18 protein-coding genes and 1 pseudogene are annotated in these 21257 nt (G+C 71.3%); 13 read left to right on the top strand and 6 right to left on the bottom strand.

Annotation, left to right across the window (positions count from 1 at the left end; genetic code table 11):
* Positions 1-32: 32 nt before the first annotated feature.
* From ACGFW6_RS04055 to rhaI, 3 genes are all read right to left on the bottom strand, one after another.
* On the bottom strand, positions 33-1481 hold the full coding sequence (locus ACGFW6_RS04055; RefSeq protein ID WP_393504398.1) for a rhamnulokinase family protein: 1449 nt from the start codon (positions 1479-1481) through the stop codon (positions 33-35).
* Positions 1478-3517, bottom strand: a complete 2040-nt coding sequence (locus tag ACGFW6_RS04050) for a bifunctional aldolase/short-chain dehydrogenase (protein ID WP_393504396.1) — start codon at positions 3515-3517, stop codon at positions 1478-1480. The genes ACGFW6_RS04055 and ACGFW6_RS04050 overlap by 4 nt, the downstream gene beginning before the upstream one ends.
* Before the next feature lie 113 nt (positions 3518-3630).
* A complete protein-coding gene (rhaI, locus tag ACGFW6_RS04045; protein ID WP_393504394.1) occupies positions 3631-4791 on the bottom strand; it encodes an L-rhamnose isomerase in 1161 nt (386 codons plus the stop codon).
* A 285-nt stretch (positions 4792-5076) separates the two neighbouring features.
* Here rhaI and ACGFW6_RS04040 point away from each other — a divergent pair, with 285 nt between their 5' ends.
* From ACGFW6_RS04040 to sigJ, 10 genes and pseudogenes are all read left to right on the top strand, one after another.
* Entirely contained in the window at positions 5077-6594 is a 1518-nt protein-coding gene (locus tag ACGFW6_RS04040; protein WP_393504392.1) for a sugar ABC transporter ATP-binding protein, read from the top strand.
* A complete protein-coding gene (locus ACGFW6_RS04035) occupies positions 6591-7631 on the top strand; it encodes an ABC transporter permease (protein ID WP_393504390.1) in 1041 nt (346 codons plus the stop codon). The genes ACGFW6_RS04040 and ACGFW6_RS04035 overlap by 4 nt, the downstream gene beginning before the upstream one ends.
* Entirely contained in the window at positions 7624-8598 is a 975-nt protein-coding gene (locus ACGFW6_RS04030) for an ABC transporter permease (protein WP_393504389.1), read from the top strand. Before ACGFW6_RS04035 ends, ACGFW6_RS04030 begins: the two co-directional genes overlap by 8 nt.
* Positions 8599-8699: 101 nt before the next feature.
* Positions 8700-9782, top strand: coding sequence for a rhamnose ABC transporter substrate-binding protein (rhaS, locus tag ACGFW6_RS04025; protein ID WP_393504387.1), 1083 nt, complete (start codon positions 8700-8702; stop codon positions 9780-9782).
* A 17-nt stretch (positions 9783-9799) separates the two neighbouring features.
* Complete coding sequence (locus ACGFW6_RS04020; protein WP_393504385.1) at positions 9800-10120, top strand: L-rhamnose mutarotase; 321 nt, start codon at positions 9800-9802, stop codon at positions 10118-10120.
* A 56-nt stretch (positions 10121-10176) separates the two neighbouring features.
* Entirely contained in the window at positions 10177-11607 is a 1431-nt protein-coding gene (locus ACGFW6_RS04015; RefSeq protein ID WP_393504383.1) for a BNR repeat-containing protein, read from the top strand.
* Positions 11608-11691: 84 nt separating this feature from the next.
* Positions 11692-12705, top strand: a complete 1014-nt coding sequence (locus ACGFW6_RS04010; protein ID WP_393504381.1) for a LacI family DNA-binding transcriptional regulator — start codon at positions 11692-11694, stop codon at positions 12703-12705.
* A gap of 101 nt (positions 12706-12806) precedes the next feature.
* Positions 12807-14108: an alpha/beta fold hydrolase gene (locus ACGFW6_RS04005; protein WP_393504379.1), complete on the top strand. Its 1302-nt coding sequence runs from the start codon at positions 12807-12809 to the stop codon at positions 14106-14108.
* A gap of 28 nt (positions 14109-14136) precedes the next feature.
* Positions 14137-14882 (top strand): annotated as a pseudogene (locus tag ACGFW6_RS04000) (PIG-L deacetylase family protein).
* A gap of 32 nt (positions 14883-14914) precedes the next feature.
* Positions 14915-15826, top strand: a complete 912-nt coding sequence (sigJ, locus tag ACGFW6_RS03995) for an RNA polymerase sigma factor SigJ (RefSeq protein ID WP_393504377.1) — start codon at positions 14915-14917, stop codon at positions 15824-15826.
* A gap of 1 nt (position 15827) precedes the next feature.
* Here sigJ and ACGFW6_RS03990 read toward each other — a convergent pair whose 3' ends face one another.
* The gene (locus ACGFW6_RS03990; RefSeq protein ID WP_393504375.1) at positions 15828-16028 is read right to left on the bottom strand and encodes a DUF5999 family protein; all 201 of its coding nucleotides are present in this window, start codon (positions 16026-16028) and stop codon (positions 15828-15830) included.
* 158 nt (positions 16029-16186) lie between these two features.
* Here ACGFW6_RS03990 and ACGFW6_RS03985 point away from each other — a divergent pair, with 158 nt between their 5' ends.
* A complete protein-coding gene (locus ACGFW6_RS03985; protein ID WP_393504373.1) occupies positions 16187-17017 on the top strand; it encodes a pentapeptide repeat-containing protein in 831 nt (276 codons plus the stop codon).
* Here ACGFW6_RS03985 and ACGFW6_RS03980 read toward each other — a convergent pair.
* Positions 16979-18496: a cytochrome P450 gene (locus tag ACGFW6_RS03980; RefSeq protein WP_393504371.1), complete on the bottom strand. Its 1518-nt coding sequence runs from the start codon at positions 18494-18496 to the stop codon at positions 16979-16981. The two genes, ACGFW6_RS03985 and ACGFW6_RS03980, sit on opposite strands and share 39 nt — an antisense overlap.
* A 117-nt stretch (positions 18497-18613) precedes the next feature.
* Between ACGFW6_RS03980 and ACGFW6_RS03975 the strand changes: the two genes are divergently transcribed.
* Positions 18614-19222 carry a TetR/AcrR family transcriptional regulator gene (locus tag ACGFW6_RS03975; RefSeq protein WP_393504369.1) on the top strand — a complete coding sequence of 203 codons (609 nt, stop codon included), beginning with the start codon at positions 18614-18616 and terminating at the stop codon, positions 19220-19222.
* A 104-nt stretch (positions 19223-19326) separates the two neighbouring features.
* Positions 19327-20052: a DUF2470 domain-containing protein gene (locus tag ACGFW6_RS03970; RefSeq protein ID WP_393504367.1), complete on the top strand. Its 726-nt coding sequence runs from the start codon at positions 19327-19329 to the stop codon at positions 20050-20052.
* Here ACGFW6_RS03970 and ACGFW6_RS03965 read toward each other — a convergent pair.
* A complete protein-coding gene (locus tag ACGFW6_RS03965; RefSeq protein ID WP_393504363.1) occupies positions 20020-21237 on the bottom strand; it encodes a lactonase family protein in 1218 nt (405 codons plus the stop codon). The two genes, ACGFW6_RS03970 and ACGFW6_RS03965, sit on opposite strands and share 33 nt — an antisense overlap.
* Between the last annotated feature and the right edge of the window lie 20 nt (positions 21238-21257).

Below are 21257 nucleotides of genomic sequence, written 5' to 3'. Positions count from 1 at the left end.
TAATAGGGCACGGGCCCCTGGGGGAGACCCCGTCACCCGCCGGTGAGCCGGGCTTCCGCCGCGCGCCAGCGCGCCGCGTCCCCGCGCGGCTCGTACCGGGTCAACGGCTGGGTACGGGCGAGCAGGCGGCGCCCGTCGCCGAGGTCGCGGACCAGGCCGTGGGTCCGTGCCTGGACGAGGACGTTCCCGAGGGCGGCGGCCTCCGCCGGACCGGCCACCACCGGCAGCCCGCAGGCGTCGGCGGTCAGCTGGCACAGCAGGGCGTTGCGGGTGCCGCCGCCGACGACGTGCACGACGTCGACGGGGTGGCCTGCGAGCCGCTGCGCCTCGTCGATCGCCCTGCGGTGGGCAAGGGCCAGCGAGTCGAGGATGCACCGCGTCACCTCGGCGGGCGAGACCGGCACCGGCTGCCCGGAGGCCCGGCACGCCTCGGCGATCCGCTCCGGCATCCGCCCCGGCGCCAGGAACGCCGCGTCCCCGGCGTCCACGACCGACCGCAGCGCCGGCACATCGCCCGCCTCCAGCAGCAGCGCACCCAACTCCGGCTCGCCCCACGCCCGTAGGCACTCCTGGAGCAGCCACAGCCCCATGATGTTCCGCAGATACCGGACCGTGCCGTCCAGCCCCAGCTCATTGGTGAAGTTGGCGGCCCGGCTCTCCTCGGTGAGCACGGGCGCGTCCAGTTCGAGACCGGCCAGCGACCAGGTGCCGGTGCAGATGTACGCGAACCGCTCGCCGTCGGCCGGCACGGCGGCCACCGCGGAGGCGGTGTCGTGCGACCCGACCGCCGTCACCGGCACCGGCCCGGAGAGCCCGGTCTCCTCCAGCACCTCGGCACGCAACAGGCCCGCCGGATCACCGGGTTGCCTGAGCGGCGCGAACAGCCCCAGGTCGATGCCCAGGCGGGAGGCGATGTCGTACGACCAGTCGCGGGTGCGGGGATCGATGAGCTGAGTCGTGGAGGCGTTGGTGAGTTCGGTGCCCTGCTCGCCGGTGAGCCAGTACGTCAGCAGGTCCGGGACGAGCAGGAGCCGCTGGGCGTGGGCCAGTTGGGAGGTACCGCGTGCCGCCGTCAGCTGGTACAGGGTGTTGAAGGGCGCGTACTGCAGCCCGGTCGCCGCGTACAGCTGCGCCGCCGGAACGGTCGCCCACACCTTCTCGGCGACCCCCTCCGTCCGCGCGTCCCGGTAGTGCACGGGGTTGCCGAGCAGCGCCCCGTCCGCGTCCAGCAGCCCGTAGTCCACGGCCCAGCTGTCGATACCGACGGAGTCCACCCGCCCGGCCGCCCGCAGCCCGTCCAGCACTCCGGCGTACAGGCCGAGGACGTCCCAGCGCAGCCCCTCGGGGATGCGCACCGGCCGGTTCGGGAAGCGGTGCGCCTCGGTCAGCTCCAGACGGTCGGGGCCGACGCGGCCGACCATGACACGTCCGCTGGACGCGCCGAGATCGACCGCGGCGTACGACTTCACGGGGCCGCTCACCGCAGGAACGCGGCCGCGACGCCGGCGTCGACGGGGATGTGCAGCCCGGTGGTGTGCGTCAGGTCGCCGCCGGTGAGGGCGAAGACGGCGTTCGCGACATGCTCGGGCAGCACCTCGCGCTTGAGGAGGGTGCGCTGGGCGTAGAACTCACCCAGCTTCGCCTCCTCGACCCCGTACACGGCGGCACGCTGCGCGCCCCACCCGCCGGCGAAGATGCCCGATCCGCGCACGACACCGTCCGGGTTGATCCCGTTGACGCGGATGCCGTGCTCGCCCAGCTCGGCGGCCAGCAGCCGTACCTGGTGGGCCTGGTCGGCCTTGGTGGCGGAGTAGGCGATGTTGTTGGGTCCGGCGAAGACGGCGTTCTTGGAGGCGATGTAGACGATGTCGCCGCCCAGCCCCTGCGCGATCATCACCCGGGCCGCCTCGCGGGAGACGAGGAAGGAACCGCGGGCCATGATGTCGTGCTGCAGGTCCCAGTCCTTGGCGGAGGTCTCCAGCAGGGGCTTGGAGATGGAGATGCCGGCGTTGTTGACCACCAGGTCCACGCCGCCGAAGGCGAGCACGGCTGCCTGGAAGGCGTCGGCGATCTGCTCCTCGGAGGTGACGTCCACGGTCACGGCGACGGCCCTGTCGGGCCCGCCGAGCTCCTCGGCGACGGCCGTGGCCTTCCCGGCGTCGAGGTCGGCGACCACGACACAGGCGCCCTCGGCGACCAGCCGGTGCGCGATGGCCCTGCCGATCCCGCTGCCGGCGCCGGTCACCAGCGCCACCCGGGTCGCGAGCGGCTTGGGCGCGGGCATCCGCTGGAGCTTGGCCTCCTCCAGCGCCCAGTACTCGATGCGGAACTTCTCCGACTCCTCGATCGGCGCGTACGCCGAGACGGCCTCGGCGCCCCGCATCACGTTGATGGCGTTGAGGTAGAACTCGCCGGCCACCCGGGCGGTCTGCTTGTCCTTGCCGAAGCTGAACATGCCGACACCCGGGACCAGCACGATCGCCGGATCGGCGCCCCGCATCGCGGGCGAGTCGGGCAGGGCGTGCCGCCGGTAGTAGGCGGCGTACTCCTCGCGGTACTCGGCGTGCAGCTCCTTGAGCCGGGCCACGGCCTCGTCGAGAGGCGCGGTGGGCGGCAGGTCCAGGACGAGCGGGCGCACCTTGGTCCGCAGGAAGTGGTCCGGGCAGGAGGTCCCGAGCGCGGCGAGCCGCGGGTGCTCGGCCCGCGCCAGGAAGTCCAGGACGGCCTCGGAGTCGTCGAAGTGCCCGACCTGGGCCCTGTCCTGGGAGGCGAGGGCGCGGACGTACGGCGCGAGGGCGGCGGCACGCTCATGGCGCCGGGAGGGCTCCAGCGCGCCGTACCCCTCGAGGACGGCTCCGAAGGGCTCCTGCTTGCCGCGTTCCGCCAGGAACTCCTCGGCGGTGCGGATGATGTGCAGCGAGTTGCGCTCGCACTCCTCGGAGGTGTCGCCCCAGGCGGTGATCCCGTGCCCGCCGAGGACACACCCGATGGCCCGCGGGTGGGCGGCCTTCACCGCGGCGATGTCCAGCCCCAGCTGGAACCCCGGCCGCCGCCACGGCACCCACACCACGGTGTCCCCGAAGCACTCGGCGGTCAGCTTCTCCCCGTCGGCGGCACACGCCAGCGCGATGCCGGAGTCCGGGTGCAGATGATCGACGTGCGCCGCCTCCACGAGCCCGTGCATGGCGGTGTCGATGGACGGAGCCGCCCCGCCCTTGCCGTGCAGGCAGTAGTCGAAGGCGGCGACCATCTCGTCCTCGCGCTCGACGCCGGGGTAGACGTCCACGAGCGCCCGCATACGGTCCAGCCGCAGCACGGCCAGCCCCGCCTCGGTGAGCGTCCCGAGGTCACCACCGGACCCCTTGACCCACATCAGCTCGACCTCACCACCCGTGACGGGGTCGACGTCGGTGCCCTTGGCGGACGCGTTGCCACCGGCGTAGTTGGTGTTACGGGGATCGGAGCCGAGCCGCCGGGACCGGGCGAGCAGGGCGGCGGCTTCAAGATGGGGAGCCATGAGAATGCAGTCCTATCCGAGAAAGGGTGGGGAAACGCCCCCAGGGGCGCGGGGAACTGCGCGTCCGGCCACTACCGGTCCGCAGTCCGCAGACGACAGAAGTCGGAAGACGCTTACGCCCCCCACCCGGCCTGCTGCCCACCGACCCGCTCGGCCACGATCTTCTCGGCCCACCCGGACCGGCGGTACGCAGCCATCGGGTCGGCGTCGAGGCCCATCTCTTCCCGCACCTCGGCGAGCAACGGCCGCACATCCGTGTTGTACGCGTCCATGACCACGGCGTTCGCGCCGAGCACATCCCCGCCGGCCTGCGCCGCGGCCAACGCGGCCCCATCGACCAGCAGCGCCTTCGCCGTGGCCTCCTGCACGTTCATCACCGACCGGATGATCGCCGGAATCTTCGCCTCGATGTTGTGGCACTGGTCGAGCATGAACGCCACGTCCGAGGTGAACCCGCCCCCGCGCACGACCTCGTACATGATCCGGAACAGCTGGAACGGATCGGCCGCCCCCACCATCAGGTCGTCGTCCGCGTAGAACCGGGAGTTGAAGTCGAACCCGCCGAGCTTGCCCTCGCGCAGCAGCGTGGCGACGATGAACTCGATGTTGGTGCCCGGCGCGTGATGCCCGGTGTCGACCACGACCTGCGCCTTCGGCCCGAGCTTCAGGCAGTGCGCGTACGCCGTCCCCCAGTCCGGCACGTCCGTCGTGTAGAAGGCCGGCTCGAAGAACTTGTACTCCAGCAGCATCCGCTGCCCGTCCCCGAGCCGCTGGTACACCTCCGCGAGCCCTTCGGCCAGCCGGTCCTGACGCCCCCGGATGTCGTCCTGGCCGGGATAGTTCGTGCCGTCCGCGAACCACAGCTTCAGATCCTGCGAGCCCGTCGCGTCCATGATGTCGACGCACTCCAGCAGATGATCGACGGCCTTGCGCCGCACCACCGCGTCCGGATGACAGATGCTGCCCAGCTTGTAGTCGTCGTCCTGGAAAGTGTTGGAGTTGATCGCGCCCAGCCGCACCCCACGCTCCTCGGCGTGCTTGGCCAGCACCGCGTAGTCGTCGACCCTGTCCCAGGGGATGTGCAGCGCGACCGTCGGCGCGACACCGGTGAACTCGTGCACCTTCGCGGCGTCGTCCAGCTTCTCCCGCGGTGTGCGGGGCACGCCCTGCTGGGCGAACACCTTGAACCGCGTCCCCGAGTTCCCGTACGCCCACGACGGCGTCTCGACGGCCTGGGTCTTGAGTGCGGCCTTCACCGCGGCGAGCTCGGTCACTTCGGGGCTCCTGTGACGTCGGGACGGAAGTGTCGGACGGTGGACAACTGAAACGCTTCACTGTGAAACGATTCAAGACGGGAACGTAGGGGCCACCCGAAGAGGTGTCAAGCCCCATGGCCCAGTCCGCTTCCCGTGACTCGGCCGTGACCTACGTCCATCGAAACTTTTTCGACACGGACCCATTGACGGGACATGGGCTCCGTGCCTAACGTCCCGGCAACCAAGTTGAAACCTTTCACGACGCCGGGAGGCCCGTCCCGCCGGTGTCGTCGAGGAGCCCTCATGACCCACCCGTCCACCACGGGTCCGGCCCCGGTTCTGGCGCTCAGGGACATCTCCAAGTCCTTCGGCGCGGTCCGCGCCCTGCGGGACGTCTCCCTGGAGCTGTTCCCCGGGGAGGTGCACGCCCTCGCCGGGGAGAACGGCGCGGGCAAGTCGACCCTCATCAAGACGCTCGCCGGCGTGCACCGGCCCGACGCCGGCCAGGTGCTGCTCGACGGCGCGCCCGTCGTCTTCCACGGCCCCGGCGACGCCCGCGACGCCGGCATCGCCGTGATCTACCAGGAGCCGACCCTCTTCCCCGACCTTTCGATCGCCGAGAACATCTTCATGGGCCGCCGCCCGCGGCGCGCGCTCGGCCGCATCGACCACAAGGCCACGCACACCGCGACCCTGGCCCTGATGCGGCGCCTCGGCGTCGAACTGGACCCCGACCGTCCCGCGCGCGGCCTGTCCATCGCCGACCAGCAGATCGTCGAGATCGCCAAGGCGCTCTCCTTCGACGCCCGCGTCCTGATCATGGACGAGCCGACCGCCGCCCTCACCGGCAGCGAGGTCGCCCGTCTCTTCGGCGTCGTGCGCACCTTGCGCGAACAGGGCGCCGCCGTCCTGTTCATCTCCCACCGGCTGGAGGAGATCTTCCAGATCTGCCGGCGGGTGACGACCCTGCGCGACGGCGCCTGGATCGCCAGCGAGCCGGTGGAGGGCATGACCGAGGACGACCTCGTGCGCCGGATGGTCGGCCGCGACCTCGACGAGCTGTATCCCAAGCAGGACGTGCGGCCGGGCGAGATCGCCCTGAGCGTGCGCCGGCTGACCCGGGAGGGCGTCTTCACCGACGTCTCCTTCGACGTGCGGCGCGGTGAGATCGTCGGCCTCGCCGGACTCGTCGGCGCCGGCCGCACGGAAGTCGCGCGGGCGGTGTTCGGCATCGACCGCTGGGACGCCGGCGAGGTGTCCGTCGGCGGCACGGCGCTCACCAACGGCGCCCCCTCCACCGCCATGGCCTGCGGGCTCGCCCTCGTCCCCGAGGACCGGCGCGCCCAGGGCCTGGTGATGGACATGTCCATCGAACGCAACATCGGCCTCACCGGACTGCGTACGACGGTGCGGGCCGGACTGATGGACCGCGGCGCCGAACGCAGCCGCTCCCTCGACTGGGCCGTCAAACTCCAGGTCAAGTACGCCCGGATCGCCGACACGGTCAACACCCTGTCCGGCGGCAACCAGCAGAAGGTCGTCCTCGCCAAGTGGCTGGCCACCGGCCCCAAGGTGCTCATCGTCGACGAACCCACCCGAGGCATCGACGTCGGTACGAAGGCCGAAGTGCACCGGCTGCTCAGCGAGTTGGCCGCCGACGGCGTGGCCGTTCTGATGATCTCCTCCGACCTGCCCGAGATCCTCGGCATGGCCGACCGCGTGCTCGTGATGCACGAGGGCCGCCTCACCGCCGAGATCCCGCGCTCCGAAGCAACCGAGGAAACCGTGATGGCCGCAGCCACCGGGAGGGCCGCCGCATGACGGTGACCACCTCCGAAGAGGCTCCCGTGACCGACGTGGCCAAGTCCAGCGGCACCCGCCTGGTCGACCGCGTCTTCAAGATGCGCGAACTCGCCATCCTGGCCGTCTTCGTGGTGATGATCGTCGTCACCCAGCTGGGCAACAGCGAGTTCCTCACCGAGCAGGGCATCAAGGACCTGCTGCTCAACGCGACGATCCTCGTCCTGGTCGCCACGGGCCAGTCCCTGGTGGTGATCACGCGGAACGTCGACCTGTCGGTCGGCTCCACGCTCGGCATCAGCGCCTTCGCCGCCGGCACCTTCCTCCAGGGCGGCGGCAACCCGGTCCTCGCCGTGCTCCTGGCGATCCTGATGGGCGTCGGCTTCGGTCTGCTGAACGGCCTGCTCGTCAGCCTCGGCCAGGTGCCCGCGCTCGTGGTCACCCTCGGCACGCTGTACATCATCCGCGGCATCGACTCCATCTGGGTCGGCTCCCGCCAGATCACCGCGTCCGACCTCCCCGACGGCTTCGTCGACTTCGGCTCCGGCGGCATCTCAGCCGTGCCGTGGCTGGCACTGATCGCCCTCGTCGTCCTCGTCGTCACCGGGTACTACCTCAAGCACTACGGCAGCGGCCGCGAGCTGTACGCCCTCGGCTCCAACCCGGAGGCCGCCCGCCTCGCCGGCATCCCGGTGCGCAAGCGGATCCTCGCCGCCTACACCTTCTGCGGAGGGCTCGCCGGACTCGCCGGTGCCCTGTACCTGGCCCGGTTCGGCAACGTCGACTCCGGCACCGGCAACGGCTACGAACTCACCGTCGTCAGCGCCGTCGTGGTCGGCGGCGTCGTCTTCACCGGCGGCTCCGGCAGCGTCTACGGCGCCGCGCTCGGCGCGCTGCTGCTGACCTCCATCAACAGCGTGCTGCCCGCCCTCGGCGTCAGCTCCGTCTGGGTGCTCGCCATCAACGGCATCCTGCTCATCCTCGCCATCGCGGTCGACCGGATCGTCGCGCTGCGCGTGGCCACCGCCCTGAAGAAGAGGAACGCCCGCCATGGCTGACTTCTCGCTCGCGCGCGCCGTGCGCTGGGACACCGTCGTCGGCGCCCTCCTGATCGTCGTGCTCCTGCTGTCGTTCACCACCGTCGACGGCTTCGGCAACGCCCTCAACCTGTCGTTCCTGATCGGCAACACGCTGCCCATCGCACTGATCGCCCTGCCGATGACCCTGCTCGTGGTCTCCGGCGAGATCGACCTGTCGGTGGCCTCGACGGCGGGACTGTCCGGCGCGGTCATGGGCGCCCTGTGGAACCAGGGCATGACGATCGAGACCATCATCCCGATCTGTCTGCTGCTCGGAGTGGTGTGCGGCCTGATCAACGGACTGCTGGTGACCAGGCTGGGGCTGCCGTCCCTCGCCGTCACGATCGGCACCCTCGCCGCGTATCGCGGTATCGCGCAGATCGTGCTGGGGTCGGATGCGGTGACCGACTTCCCGACGCAGTATCTGGACTTCGCCGCCGGGCGGATCGGCGACACGTTCATTCCCTACGCTCTCCTGCCCTTCCTGGTCCTGCTCGCCATCGCCGTGGTCGCGCTGCACGCCACGCCGTTCGGGCGGTCGCTGTTCGCGATCGGGGCGAGCGAGGAGGCGGCACGGTTCGCCGGGATCCGGGTCAAGCGGCAGAAGCTGATCCTGTTCACGGTGACGGGGCTGATGGCTTCCCTCACCGGGATCTTCTGGGCGCTGCATTACGCGAGTGCCCGCTATGACAACGCGACCGGGCTCGAACTGTCGGTCGTGGCCGCCGTGTTGCTCGGTGGTATCGACTTCGACGGCGGCAAGGGCACGTTGGGCGGTGCGATCGCCGGGGTGTTCCTGCTGGGGGCACTGCAGAACGTGATGAGCCTTCAGGACGTCTCCGCGCAGTCGCAGATCGTCGTCACCGGTGTGTTGCTCGTTCTCTCCGTCCTCGGGCCGCGGGTGGCGCGGCAGATCGCCGTCGTGCGGGCTCAGTCGTCCGGCTGAAGGCCGTACGTGGTCGATCGCGCCCACGCGGCGGAGCCGCACATCGAATACGGCCCCGCGCCCCCCACAGCTTCCACTCACCTCTGTCAGAAGGAACCGTCATGCGTAAGTCATCCCTCCGGCGTGTCTGTGTGACCCTCGCCGCCGTCACCTCCCTCGCTCTCGCGGCCACCGCCTGCGGCGGTACCACCAAGGAGGACGTCAAGGACGAAGGCGCCTCCGCCGCGACCGCCGGCAAGGCCGATCCGAATGCCGAGCTGAAGAAGGGGCTGACCGTCGGGTTCCTGCCCAAGCAGGTCAACAACCCCTACTTCACCTCCGCCGACAAGGGCGGCGAGGCCGCGCTGAAGGAGCTGGGCTCCAGCTACAAGGAGGTCGGGCCGAGCAGCGCCACCGACACCGCCGGGCAGGTGAGCTACGTCAACACGCTCACCCAGCAGCAGGTCGACGCGATGGCCGTGTCCGCGCAGGACCCGGGCGCCCTGTGCACCGCGCTCAAGCAGGCCATGAAGAACGGCATCAAGGTCGTCACCTACGACTCCGACACCACCGCCGGCTGCCGCAACGCCTTCGTCTCGCAGGCCTCCGCCGAGGACCTGGGCCGCACCGAGGTGCAGCTGCTCGCCGAGCAGCTGGACTACAAGGGCGAGATCGCGATCCTGTCCGCCGCGCAGACCGCGACGAACCAGAACACCTGGATCGACTTCATGAAGGACGAGCTCAAGGACCCGAAGTACAAGGACATGAAGCTCGTCAAGGTCGCCTACGGTGACGACGACGCCCAGAAGTCCTTCCAGCAGACCCAGGGCCTGCTCCAGGAGTACCCGAACCTGAAGGGGATCATCTCCCCGACCACGGTCGGCATCAAGGCCGCCGCCCAGTACCTGTCGGGCTCCAAGTACAAGGGCAAGGTCAAGCTGACCGGCCTCGGCACCCCCAACGACATGCGCAAGTACGTCAAGAACGGCACCGTCGAGGGGTTCGAGCTGTGGGACCCGGCGAAGCTCGGCGAGCTCGCCGCCCGTACCGCCGTGGCCCTGGTCTCCGGGCAGATCACCGGCAAGGAGGGCGAGACCTTCAAGGCCGGTGACATGGGCGAGTACACCATCGGCAAGGACGGTGTGATCAGCCTCGGCAAGCCGACCGTCTTCGACGCCAAGAACATCGACCAGTTCAACTTCTGACCTTCGGAGGGTTGTTGATGCAGCGCGTGTGCTTCCTGCTGAAGGTCAGGGCGGACCGCCTCGACGAGTACCGCGAACGGCACGCGGCCGTGTGGCCCGAGATGCTCCAAGCGCTCTCGGCCACCGGCTGGCACAACTACTCGCTCTTCCTGCGCGACGACGGCCTGCTCGTCGGCTACCTGGAGACCGAGGACTTCGCCGCCGCCGTGGCCGGCATGGAAGCCACCGACGTCAACGCCCGCTGGCAGTCGGACATGGCGCCGTTCTTCGAGTCACTGGACGGCGCCCGGCCCGACGAGGCCATGAAGCCCCTCACGGAAGTGTTCCACCTCGCCTGACCCCCCACCCCGCACGACCCCCGCCTCGCACCTCGCCGACCCTGGAGTCCCCCGAGATGAAGAGACGCACCCTGCTGGGCGCCGCACTCGCCGGAGCCGTCGTGACCCCCGCCCTCACCTCCGGCACCGCGCGCGCCGCCGACCCCGGCCCGTCCCTCACCCTGACGGGCACCACCACCCTCGACACCCAGGCCATCTACTTCGTGTCGTACGACGGCCTGGTCAACAACAACTCCTTCCAGAAGAACGGCCTGCTGACCTACAAGGGCCATCAGTACGCTGCCTGGTACACCGCCGACCGGGGCGCCGTCATCGGCCGCCGCGCGCTCGGCGCGGGCACCTGGTCCACGGTGAAGGCCGGCCACACCCTGCGCTACGACGACTCCCACAACGTCATCTCGATGGGAATCTCCAAGGCCGACGGGCGCCTCCACCTCAACATGGACTCGCACAGCGACGGCTTCACCTACATCAAGTCGGTCGCCGGGCTGGTGGACGACCCGGCCGGCCTGAGCTGGACCGCGAGCCGCTTCGGCGCACCCCAGTCGACGCTCGACGGACTGGCCCTCACCTCGCAGTTCACCTACCCGCAGTTCGTCTCCACCCCCGAGGGCAAACTCCAGCTCAGCTACCGCGTCGCCGTCTCCGGCAACGGCCGCAACGCCCTCGCCGAGTACGACGGCTCGGCCTGGACGAACCTCGGGGAGTGGAGCAGCTCCACCGGCACCTACACCAGCGAGCACGGCTCCTCCACCGCCCGCAACATGTACCTGCACGGCATCGACTACGACCGCAACGGACGCCTGCACTCCTTCTTCACCTGGCGCGAGCAGAACGGCGCTGTGATGTGCTCCAGCGGCGGCATCACCAATCACGACACCGGTTACGTCTACTCCGACGACCGCGGCCGCACCTGGCGCAACAACGCCGGCACCGTCGTCGGCACCACCGGCGGCTCCGACAAGGTCGCCGTCACCGACGGCGGACTGGTGATCGACGCGCTCAACCCGGACCACTCCCTGATGAACCAGGAGAGCCAGTTCACCGACTCCGCCGGCCTGCCGCACGCGATCATCAGCTACGTCCCGGGCCGGTTCGGGCAGTGCACCACCCACTACGTCGCCGACCGCACCGCGAACGGCCGTGCCTTCCACGTCCGGAAAAACGCCGCGGGCACCTGGCAGAAGACCGAGATCCCCGTCCCGCTCAACTCCAGCCAGCGCACCAAGCTGATCCTCGACAAGTACGACAACGCGTACGCGATCTTCCCGTACTGCCGGATCGCCGGAGCCTCCAAAGCCTCCGGGTACACGGACTGGACGCTCCTGTACGACGGCGTCGGCGCCGGGCTCAACGCCTTCGGGGAGGTCGTCGTCGACGAGACCCGTGTCGCCCAGGACCACTTCCTGTCGATCATGTACCAGGAGAAGTCCAGCGGTACGACGCCGTCGGCGCTGCGTAACCTCAACTTCCGCCTGCCTGCCTGATCGCAGCCGTTGTGGGCGGCATGACGGTAATGTTCCTTCGCGCCGCTCCCACGCACCACGAGACTCTCTGGAGGTCCCTGCCCGATGGCCCAGTCGGTGGGTATCAAGGACGTCGCCCGCGCCGCCGGAGTCTCCGTCGGCACGGTCTCCAACGTCATCAACCGTCCGGACACGGTCGCGACCGAGACCCGGGCGCGGGTGCAGTCCGCGATAGACCGGCTGGGCTACGTCCGCAGCGAGTCCGCGCGGCAGCTGCGCGCGGGCCGCAGCCGGATCATGGGCCTGCTCGTCCTCGACATGGGCAACCCCTTCTTCGTCGACGTGGCGCGCGGCGCCGAGCGCACCGCACGGGACGCCGGGCTCGGCGTGATGGTCTGCAACAGCGCGCAGAGCGCGAGCGAGGAGGCCGACTACCTGTCGCTCTTCGCCGAGCAGCGGGTGCGGGGCGTGCTGCTCACCCCCGCCGACGCCACCGGCCGCAACATCGAGACGTTCCGCCGGCACAACATCCCCTTCGTCCTCGTCGACCGGGTCGCCGAGGGCACCACAGAGTGCTCGGTCTCCGTCGACGACGTCGCGGGCGGCGCCCTGGCCGTACGCCACCTCGTCGACGCCGGGCACCGCTCCATCGCCTACGTCAGCGGTCCGCCCGGCCTCAACCAAGTCCGCGACCGCCGCACCGGCGCGCTGAACGCGCTGGCGGAGGCCGGGCTCGGCCCGGAGAACCTGCGCGAGCTGCCCACCGAGCGGCTCGACGTCGCCGCGGGCCGGGACGCCGGCGCCCGACTGCTCGGCCTCGCCGAGCGCCCCACCGCCGTGTTCTGCGCGAACGACCTGCTCGCCCTCGGCGTGCTCCAGGCCATGTACGCCGCGGGCGTCGGAGTCCCCGACGACCTGGCCATCGTCGGCTACGACGACATCGAGTTCGCGGCCGCCGCGGCCGTCCCGCTGACCTCCGTCCGGCAGCCCGCGGTCACCATGGGCACCCTCGCCGCCGAGATGCTGCTGGAGGAGACGGAGGCGGAGAAGCACGAGCACCGGCGGGTCGTCCTGCAGCCGGAGCTGGTGGTCCGGCGGTCCAGCCTCTCGGCCCGCTGATCGGCCGTTCAGTACGATTTCATGATCCCAGGGCTCGGTCGGCGCAGGAACATGTGCTGAACTGGGACGCGGCCCGAAAACCCTCCGTCCCGGGAGCCCTGTTGACCGTCAGTTACCGCCAGCCCGGCGTCGTCCTCACCGACCGCCGCTTCACCGTGCCCCTCGACCACGCCGACCCGGCGGGGGAGACGATCGAGCTCTACGCCCGCGAGGTCGTCGCGGGCGACAAGGCGCACCAGGAACAGCCCTGGCTGGTCTACCTCCAGGGCGGCCCCGGCTTCGGGGCGAACCGTTTCGTCGGCAAGGGGGCCTGGCTCGGCCGGGCGCTCAAGGACTTCCGCGTCCTGCTGCTGGACCAGCGCGGCACCGGCCACTCCACGCCCGCCAACCGCCAGACGCTCCCGCTGCGCGGCGGCCCCGCCGAACAGGCCGACTACCTCACGCACTTCCGCGCCGACTCGATCGTCCGCGACTGCGAACTGATCCGCCGGGAGGTCACCGGCGGCGCCCCCTGGACCGTCCTCGGCCAGAGCTTCGGCGGCTTCTGCACGGTCAACTACCTGTCCACCGCCCCCGAGGGCCTGACCGCCGCTGTGATCACCGGCGGCCTGCCCTCCCTGGACGCACACGCCGACGACGTCTACCGGGCGGCCTACCCGCGCATCGAGCGCAAGGTCGCCGCGCACTACGCCCGCTACCCGCAGGACGTCGAACGCGCCCGCCGCATCGCCGACCACCTCCTCGCGAACGACGTGGTCCTGCCGAACGGCTACCGCTTCACCGCCGAGGCCTTCCAGTCCCTCGGCATCCTGCTCGGCGGCGGCGAGGGCAGCCACCGCCTGCACTACCTGCTGGAGCACGCCTTCGTCCGCACCCCGCGGGGCGCCGCCCTCTCGGACGCCTTCCAGGAAGAGGCGCAGAACCTGCTGTCGTACGCGGGACACCCCCTGTACGCCCTGGTCCACGAGGCGATCTACGGCCAGGACGACCGGCCCACCGCCTGGTCCGCCGAGCGGGTGCGCGCCGAGTTCCCCCAGTTCGACGCGGCCAAGACGCTCGCCGGGGACGGCCCGCTGCTGTTCACCGGAGAGTCGATCCACCCCTGGATGTTCGACTGCGACCCGGCGCTGCGCCCGCTGCGCGAGACCGCCGAACTCCTCGCCGCCCGCACCGACTGGACGCCCCTGTACGACTCCGCGCGCCTGGCCGCCAACGAGGTACCGGTCGCCGCGGCCGTCTACCACGACGACATGTACGTCGACACCGCCCACTCCCTGGCCACCGCCCGTGCCGTGCGCGGCCTGCGGACCTGGGTGACGGACGAGTTCGAGCACGACGGTGTCCGGGCGGGCGGACCCCGTGTCCTGGACCGGCTGCTCGCGCTCACCCGTGACGAAGCGTGATCACGGGGTGACGCGTTAGGGTGCGGGCATGACCGAGCCGGTGATCACTCAGCTCCAGCCCATGCCCGACGACTGGCAGCGTGCGCTCGCCGTCGTCGCGCACCCGGACGACCTCGAGTACGGCTGCTCGGCGGCGATCGCCGGGTGGACCGACGCGGGCCGCGAGGTCGCCTATGTCCTGGCGACCCGCGGCGAGGCCGGTATCGACACCCTGGAACCCGAGAAGTGCGCCCCGCTGCGCGAGCGCGAGCAGCGGGCCAGTGCGGCGGTCGTCGGTGTGACGGCGGTGGAGTTCCTCGACCACAAGGACGGCGTGATCGAGTACGGCACCGCCCTGCGCCGCGACATCGCCGGGGCGATCCGCGCACACCGGCCCGAGCTGGTGATCACGCTCAACCACCGGGACACCTGGGGCGGCGTCGCCTGGAACACACCGGACCATGTGGCCGTCGGCCGGGCCACGCTGGACGCGGCCGGTGACGCGGGCAACCGCTGGATCTTCCCGGAGCTGATCGAACAGGGCCTTCAGCCGTGGAACGGCGTCCGCTGGGTCGCGGTGGCCGGCTCCAGCACCCCGACGCACGCGGTCGACGCGACACCGGGCCTGGAGCGGGCGGTGCACTCCCTGCTCGAACACCGCACCTACACATCGAGGTGTTGACCGACGAGGACCCCGAGACGTACGTCCGCCGCTTCCTCACCGAGACCTCCCGGTCGACCGGGGAGCGGTTCGGCGGCACACCGGCCGTGGCGTTCGAACTGTTCAGCCGCTAGTACCGGCCGGCGACGCGGAGGACGGGGGCACGGTGAACGACACCAACGGCACGCACGGCGACGAACTGCTGGCGGCGCGCTTCGAGGAGCATCGCGGCCACCTCAAGGCGGTCGCCTACCGCATGCTCGGCTCGCTCGCCGAGGCGGAGGACGCCGTCCAGGAAGCCTGGCTGAAGCTGAGCCGGACGGACGCGGACGCCATCGGCAACCTCGGCGGCTGGCTGACCACGGTGGTCGGCCGGGTCTGCCTGGACCTGCTCCGCTCCCGTGCGCGGCGCCACGAGGAACCCTTGGACGACACCTTCGTACCGGACCCCGTGATCCGCCCCCTGGGGCAGATCGACCCGGAACAGGAGGTGCTCCAGGCCGACTCGGTGGGACTGGCGCTGCTCGTGGTGCTGGAGACGCTGGAGCCCGCCGAGCGGATCGCGTTCGTCCTGCACGACATGTTCGCGGTGCCGTTCGACGACATCGCGCCGATCGTGGAACGTTCCTCGGCCGCCACCCGGCAGCTCGCGAGCCGTGCCCGGCGCCGGGTGAAGGGCGCCACCCCGTCGAGCGAGCCCGACCTCGGGCGGCAGCGGCAGGTCCTCGACGCCTTCATGGCCGCCGCCCGCGCGGGTGACTTCGAGGCGCTGCTCGCGGTCCTCGACCCGGAGGTGGTGCTGCGCGCCGACTCCGGACCGCTGGTGCGGGGCGCGGCGGCGTCCAAGCTGGTGCGCGGTGCGAAGCCGGTCGCCGAACAGGCCCTGCTGTTCGCGCAGTTGGCACAGTACGCGCAGCTGGTGCTGGTCAACGGGGAGATCGGGGTCCTGCACGCGCCCGAAGGGCGGCCGCAGTCGGTCATGGGCGTCAGCATCTCCGGCGGCCGGATCACGCACCTGTACATCCTGGCGGACCCGGAGCGGCTCGGCGGCCTGGGCCTGTCGGGCCTTCCGGGTTGAGTCAGGCCGCCACGGCCGGCGTGCCGACCCCGCGGCGCGGGCCGGCCATCCGCCCGTCGGGGAACAGCTCACCGGTGTCGTCGAAGACGATGGTGCCGTTGCACAGCAGGCTCCAGCCCTGTTCGGGGTGGGCCGAGACGGCGGCGGCGGCGTGCGGGGCGGAGCTGCCGGCGGTGGGGCACGGGGGCTGGTGGCTGCACATGACGTCTCCTCGGAATCCTCGATGCGGTGCTGTTCCTGCTTTCGTCGGCCTGTCTCTATGTGGTAGCCGAACTTGTTTTCCGTTGGATGAGAGGACGCCCACAGTGCCGGAAACTCATCGGTGAGTTCCGGTGCCGGGCCGGACATTAGGGTGGTGACATGCAAGATCACGCCGGCGACCTCACCGACCTGCACGGAGACTGCGCGAACTGCTTCGGACTGTGCTGCGTCGCGCTGCCCTTCTCCGCCTCGGCGGACTTCGCGCACGACAAGGACGCCGGTACGCCCTGCCGGAACCTTCAGGACGACCACCGCTGCGGCATCCACGCCCGGCTCCGGCAGAGCGGCTTCAGCGGGTGCACGGTCTACGACTGCTTCGGCGCCGGGCAGAAGGTCTCGCAGGTCACCTTCGCGGGGAAGGACTGGCGCGCCGCCTCCCGCGAGCACGCCCGGCGGATGGCCGACGTCTTCCCCGTCGTCCGCCAACTGCACGAGCTGCTCTGGTATCTGACCGAGGCACTCACCCTGCCCGCCGCCCGCCCCGTCCACGCCGAGCTGCGCGAACTCCTGGACGCCACGGACGCCCTCACACGCCGGACCGCGGAGGAACTCGCCGCGCTGGACGTGGCCGCCCACCGGCAGAAGGTCAACGTCCTGCTGCTGCGGACCAGCGAGCTGGCGCGGGCGGGTACGCGCGGACGCAGGAAGGAACGCCGGGGCGCGGACCTGATGGGCGCCCGTCTGCGGGGCGCGGATCTGCGGGGGGCGAACCTGCGCGGTGCCTATCTCATCGCCGCCGATCTGACCGGCGCCGATCTGCGCGGGGCGGACCTCATCGGTGCCGACCTGCGCGACACCGACCTCACGGACGCCGATCTGACCGGCGCCTTCTTCCTGACCCAGCCCCAGCTGAACGCGGCCCGGGGCGGTGCGGGCACCCGGCTGCCCGCGTCAGTCAGCCGCCCCGTGCACTGGACAGCCGAGAGCTGACGGCGCGTCCTGCCCGGCCGGGGACGCCTCGGCCCGGCCGGGCACGGGCGTCCGCCGCTCCAGGTGGAGCCGCAGCCCCTCCGGCATCAGCGTCAGACGCTCCGTCACCCGCAGCCGGTACGCCGGATCGGCCTCGAACTCGTAGCGGCGCAGCAGCAGCCCCAGCACCAAAGTGGCCTCGTGCAGGGCGAACTGGCGCCCGATGCACGCCCGGGCGCCCGTCCCGAACGGCTTGAAGGTGTGCGGTGCCCGCGTCCGCACGGCCTTCGGGTCGAAGCGGTCCGGGTCGAACCGCTCGGCGTCCGCGCCCCAGACCTGCGGATCGCGGTGCAGCATCGCCGTGAGCACCAGCGCCCAGGCGCCCCGGCGCATCGGATGGACCCCGCCGAGCACGGTGTCCTCGCGGGCCTCCCGGGCGAAGGCGGGAGCCGTCGGCCACAGCCGCAGTGCCTCGTCGAGCACCCGGCGCACATAGCGCAGCCGCGCCACCTGGTCGTAGCCGGGCGTCGCCGTGTCGCCCCAGACGCGGTCGACCTCGGCGCGGGCGCGGGCGGCGACGTCGGGGTGCCGGGAGAGGTAGTGCAGGGCGAAGGAGAGCGCGCCCGAGGTGGTCTCGTGGCCGGCCACCAGGAAGGTGATCACCTGCCGGCGGACGTTCTCCGCGGACAGCCGCTCACCGGTCTCGGGATGCGAGGTCTCGAGCATGCGGTCGAGCAGGTCGCCGTCCCCGGGCCCGCCGGCGATCCGGGCGCGGACCAGTTCGTCGACCGTGTCGTTGAGGTGGGCGATGTCGGCGTCGTTGCGGCGCGCGGCGCGCCGCAGCAGGAACGGCCACGGCACGGTGTTGAGGCGCTGGGCGTAGCTGAGCGTGCCGACCATCGCCGTCACGAAGGGGTGCGGGCGGGCCCGTTCGAAGGAGCCGAAGTCGTGCCCGAAGCCGGTGCCCGCGATGGTCTCCAGGGTCAGCTTGGTCATGTCGCCGGGCACGTCCACCGCCCGGCCCGCGGTGAGCTCGCGGTCCCAGTGGTCCATGAGCCGGTCGGCGACGGCCTGCATCATCGGGTGATAGCCGGCCATGGCCTCCCGGCTGAACCCGGGCGCCAGCACGTCGTGCGCCAACTGCCAGTTCGGCTCGTGGTTGTACGCGGTGAACAGACCGTCCCCGGCGACCGGCCGCAGATTGGCGACACCGAGCCCGACATGCTTGGCGAAGCGCGCCTCGTCCGCCATGTCGGCCGCGAGTTCCGCGCCCCACACGAAGACGAACTCCCGGTCGAACGCCCGGCGTCGGAAGATCGGCCCCAGCTGACGGGCGAAGCGCAGGGAGTCCTGCAGCGGCGTGCGCCTGCTCGCGCCCAGCACATCGCCGAGCAGCGGGAGCCGGTGCGGGGGGTGGGGTATGCGGAACAGCTCCGGCCAGCCCTGCTCGGCACTGCGGAAACCTTTCGGAAGTCCGGTCCCGGTCGTCGTCTCCGCCATGACGCGATCTCCCTCGCTCCGGTGACACCTGGCGACGCGGCGCTCGTTGTACGCGGGTTCAATAACGCGGGATCAGTCTGGTCCCGCTATTGAATCCACGTCAAGTAAGGTGCGGGCATGGCCGCGAACCAGGGTGAGCGCACACGACGCCGGCTCAGTACCGAGGAGCGTCGTGAGCAGCTTCTCGCGGTCGGGGCACGGCTGTTCTCGGAGAGTCCGTACGACGAGGTGTGGATCGAGCAGGTCGCCGAGATCGCCGGAGTCTCACGCGGGCTGCTCTATCACTACTTCCCGACCAAGCGGGACTTCTTCGCCGCCGTCGTCGAGCGCGAGAGCGAGCGCATGCTGCGGATGACGGCCGCCGTGCCCGGCGTCCCGGTGCGCGAACAGCTCGGCGCCGGCCTCGACACGTTCCTGGAGTACGTCCAGGCCCACGCCCACGGTTACCGCGCCTTCCATCGCGCCGACGCGGCCGGGGACCAGGCCGTGCGCAAGGTCTACCAACGGGCCCTGGCGGCGCAGGAGAAGCAGATCCTCGCGGCGATGGCGGCCGACCCCGAGTTCGGTCCGGTCTGCGCGCAGCGGCCGGATGTCCCGCTCGCCGTGCGGGGCTGGCTGGCGTTCACCACGGCGGTCTGCCTGGAGTGGCTACGGGGCGCCGACCTCTCCCGGGACCAGGTGCGCGACCTGTGCACCCGGGCCCTGCTGGGTGTCATCGCTCCCTGATCTCCCCTCACCTCCGCAAAGACATCGCACAGGATCGGCGGTGCCGGTTGGCCTGCGGCCCGATCTTCGATAGGTTAGGCAAGCCTTGCCTTAGGAGGAACGGGATGGGTGACAGCCAAACCTGGACGGCCGCGCCTTCCGCGGCGGAACGGGCCCGGTCGGTGCTGGCCGGCGCGTGGTCCTGCTCGGTGACCGCGGAGAACTGCCGTGAGGAACTCGTCGGCGCGCACACCGTGACCGACGACGGCCGTGTCCTGCTGGAGGTGCCGGAGGCCAGTGTGCTGGTCACGGCCGCGATCTGCGCGCCGCGCGGAGAGCCCTCCGCGGTCCTGGAGTTCGCCGACGTCGCCCCCGTGCCCGTCCGCAAGCGGATCCGCACCCGGCTCTGGCTGTCCGGCTGGTTCACTCCCGAGGACGGCAAACTCGCCTTCCGGGCGACGCGCGTGGTGCTGCGGCAGCCGTCCGGCGCCAAGGTCGTCGACCTGGAGGAGTTCGCCACCGCCGCGCCCGACCCGCTGGCCACCGCCGAGGCCCGGCTGCTCACCCATCTCGCGGACTGCCACCCGGACGCCGTCGAGCGGCTGACCCGCCTCGTCGACTCCGACAGCCTGCACGGCGCCGTCCGCGTCCAGCCGCTCGCCGTCGACCGGCACGGACTCACCCTGCGCATCGAGCGCGCCCGCTCCCACGGCGACGTACGGCTGCCGTTCCACCGGCCCGCCGACGACGTCGCCCAGCTCACCGAGCGCATGCACATCCTGCTCTCCCAGGCCAGCGCCGCCTCCTGCCCGCGCGCCCTACAGCGGCAGCGCACAGACGGCGACGGGTGACGCGAACGGCTCGCCCGCGAGCCGCAGTTCACCGCTCGCCTCGTCGACGCGGAAGACGCTGACACTGCCGGAGCGCTGGTTGGCCGCGAACAGCAGCCCGCCGTCCGGTGACAGGGCGATCTGCCGCGGGAAGTCCCCGGACACCGGCACCGTGTCGAGCAGCCGGAGCCGGGCGCCCTTCGCCTCCACCGCGTAGCGCGTGAGGCTGTTGTGGCCCCGGTTGGCGAGGTAGGCGAAGCGGCCGTTCGGCGTCACCACGATCTGTGCCGGATAGCTGGTGCCCGAGCCCGTGCCCGTCTCCTGCTCCGCGCCGACGGTCAGCCGGCCCGTGGCAGGGTCGTACCCGCAGACCGCGACGGTGTTGTCGACCTCGTTGGCCAGATAGGCGTGGCGGCCGCCCGGGTGGAACGTGAGATGACGCGGGCCCGCGCCCGGCTCGGTCCGGGCCCGGGCGACCTCGCTGAGAGTGCCCGCCTTCTCGTCGAGGCGGTAGGTGTAGACGGTGTCCGTGCCCAGGTCGACGGCGAGTACATGGCGGCCGTCGGGGCTGGTGACGATCTGGTGGGCGTGCGGGCCGTCCTGGCCGGGGCCGGGCGCGGGGCTGGAGTGCGTGACCAGGTCGGTGCGCTCACCGAGCACGCCGGAGGCGTCGATCGGGTGCACGGCCACGCTGCCGGTGCCGTAGTTGGCGCTCAGCAGCCAGCGGCCGCGCGGATGCACCGACAGGTGGCAGGGCGCCGCGCCGCCCGTGCCGCGGCTGCCCAGAACCTCGCGGTCGGCGACGCGGACGGCGGTCACGGCGCCGTCCTCGCGCTCGTTCACCGCGTACAGCGTCCGGCCGCCGGGGTGCAGGGCCAGGTACGACGGGTCGGCTACGCCCTCGATGGTGCCGGTGCCGGTGACGGCGCCCGTGGCCGGATCGTACGTGGCGAGGCCGATGCCCTTGCCGCCGCCTTCGGCGGACGTGTAGGTGCCGAGGTACAGCGGGCGCGGGCCGGACGGGCCCCGGCTCTCGGACTGGGCGCTCGGACGGGTCCCGGGGCCGGTCCCGGACGTCGACGTGCCGGACGTGTCCGCGGGGGCGGGCGCGTCGTCGCACGCCGTGGCCGCCGGGAGGGTCACCCCGGCGGCCGACCCCGCGAGGGCTCCGACGAATCGGCGCCTGCTCAGCCCACCACTGCCCATGTCCACACCTCAGGTCGTCG

Origin of the sequence: Streptomyces sp. Y7 (genome assembly GCF_043195415.1) — a bacterium.
In the GTDB taxonomy this organism is placed as follows: domain Bacteria; phylum Actinomycetota; class Actinomycetes; order Streptomycetales; family Streptomycetaceae; genus Streptomyces.
This window is presented reverse-complemented; position numbering and strand designations above follow the sequence as displayed.